This is a genomic window from Bradyrhizobium sp. WSM2793, from assembly GCF_000379585.1.
Classification (GTDB): Bacteria; Pseudomonadota; Alphaproteobacteria; order Rhizobiales; family Xanthobacteraceae; genus Bradyrhizobium.
Map to the genome: position 1 here is coordinate 1 of NZ_KB902837.1, position 2,560 is coordinate 2,560.

Sequence of the window (2,560 nt, forward strand, 5' to 3'; positions counted from 1 at the left end):
TCGCCCCGATTGTTTTGCCAGGCTACGCCTGCTTTGAGATAGGCCAGTGTGTGGCCGAGTGCGCCAAAAGCGTAACCGACGCGGCCCGTTCCGGTGGCGAAGAGGCTCGGACCTGCCTTGCAGTTTGCGCTCACAACGAAGCCCGAAGGGGCAAGGCATGTATTTGTGCCCTCGGAGACAGCACCGCTGGCATCCAGCTCGATGCCAAACACCCAGCCGTTGTTCTGCCAGTTGTAACCGATCTGGCCACCTGCAAGGAATGCCGGGGTATCGACGATGCCGCCATAGATTGATGGACCGTATGGATTGCTGAAGGAGGTTCGGCCGTAACCACCGCCGACGTGCCCGCCAATATAGCCTCCAGACCAGTTCCACACCGCCTGTGGCAGTTTAAGTTGTGGCTCAAGGTCCGTCGGCTTGGCTGCGCTGCTTGAGACGAGCGCAATTGTTGTCGCACCACAAAAAATAATTCTCGATCGCATCAAAGGTTGTCCTGCACTTCCCAGTTCACGACCCGGCTCCTGAAGTATCGCCGCACGACAAATCGTCGGAGCAGACCAGAGACGCGGTAACGCGCGCCAACGCCATCCCGAAGATCACCGCACGACGATTGGTGATGATGTCCCGAACGAAGCAAACCGCGTGCCGAACTGAATTCGTATATTCTGCAGGAGTTTCCTAAGAGTGTGTCGCGTCAGCTTCCGGACACTGGTCTCAAGGCTGACAGTCGAAGCGTCGATGAGAAGCACGGTCGCAGCAGATCTGGCGCGCTGTTCTGCCGGCACAGAGGTCGCCCATCCCGCTTTCGTGATCTCGGGGATGAACCACCGGACGGCGATCCCGATGGTGTATTTTCCGGGATGCGCTTGCGCGTTAGATATTGATCTTAAGGGACAGCGGCATCCTCAAAGAACGGCCAGCGCGACAGGTCTGGCGTTTCGCTCCGCGGATCGGAGCTGGAACGTGGCCTCCTAATGGTATTCTAGGGTCGCAACGCTCGGGACTCACACGTCGATCCGCTGCCGCCTAGCCTTGCGGCGAGAAGGATCGGCCCGTGTTCATCCGGCGCATTGCGGACATTCTCAATCAGCCCACCGCAGGCGCTCGTGCAATGAAAAGCCGTTGATCGACAGATTGCCGAGGATTCTGTTGTCCGTCGCGATGGCTTTTGGGACGAGTGCAGGCGCTGCTGCGCTCGCGTGCTCATGCTGTAGATCAAGATCGGATCTCCACTCTCGGGCTCGATGCTGGGCAGTGCGTTTCGGCTAGGGACGCGCCCGACGACCAGGAGCGTCCCAAGCTGGTCGCGCCATACCAATGGCATCGGCGCCAATTCTGGCGCCGATGTCGTTACTCACGAGCTGGCTTCAGATGGGTCGAGAGGAGTCTGGAGCTTGGTTTTGGTGGACCTTTCAATCGAACTTACAGGAGGCCTGGAAGAACGTACCCCAGCGCTCCATGCTGTACTTCCCAAATACGGACGGCTCACCAATGCAGCCGCTGCTGCTGCACAGAGAGTCGCCCCGTTTTTTGGTCCACATGGCCCAATAGCGGCCACCGACGCCGACGCTGATGTTCTGGGTGAGGAAGTAGGACAACACGCCCTCAATCTGGACTCCGCCACCACCATTGCCGCGTTGTTCATCAAAGGTGGTGTCGTCGCGCAAGAGATGATAGTCACGCCCCTTGAAATCGGTCCAAGGCAGGTAGGCAACGTCGGCGCTCAAACGCCAACGCTCGGTCAGCATGGTTTCGGCGCTCAGGCCGATCCGAGGCGCATTCCATTGAGTATCCTCGGCGCCGACCACCCTGTTGTCGCCCGGCCTAAGACATGAATATAGGGGATTGACCATCTCCAAGCATCCCCTCGAGTCCGATGTCTGGCCGTAATAGGTCCAGCCCATAAATCCGCCGATCTTGTAGTCGGTGCCGCGTAGGAAATCGTAACCGACGTCGGCCGTGTAAAATGTGAACCTTCCGTTGGCTTGCCCTGATACCGTGTTGTTATACGAGCCGTCCCAATCTTCATCGTTGTCCTTCCCTTTGTTGAAGCCCCCGATGCCCAGATTGCTCTTCAGGAACACTCCCCAGGGACTGTCAACACGGCCGAATAACTCCCCGGAAAGTCCGTCCAGTCCATGATAAGTGAGCCTCGATACCAGTATGCTGGGGTCTTCAGGCCAGCCATACGGAAGTGCGCTGTGATCCCACTGGAATCGCCCCCGGCTCAGCCAGAGCCGCGCGCCGCCTTCGAAGGACCAGCCGGGCGCGTAGGGAATGGGCGGAACGCTGGCGGATGCCTTCGCGTATGGCGACGTAGCGTGCCATTGTGCGGCCTCTGGGTCCGCACCAAAGTGGTAGTTCAGGCCAATCTTTCCGATGTGATAGTTGCTGGTCAGGCTGGTTGTGTTCGCCGGCAGAATTGCAAACGGCGGAAACTGGACTGTCGAAGCCGTCGCGACACGCGGTCCGCCAAAATGCAGATAGTCATACTCGACGTTCACCGACCATGCAGGCGTAACGGCTTGCTCGATGCCCAGACCGATGACGCCACCGAGAC

The 2,560-nt window shown here is 58.9% G+C and carries 1 protein-coding gene and 1 pseudogene; both read right to left on the reverse strand.

Annotated elements, in window-relative coordinates:
- Positions 1–482: pseudogene (locus A3AS_RS44495) on the reverse strand (outer membrane beta-barrel protein); the annotation flags it as partial.
- Positions 483–1,412: 930 nt separating this feature from the next.
- A partial coding sequence (locus A3AS_RS44500; RefSeq protein ID WP_018323167.1) for an outer membrane protein occupies positions 1,413–2,560 on the reverse strand: 1,148 nt, incomplete at its 5' end.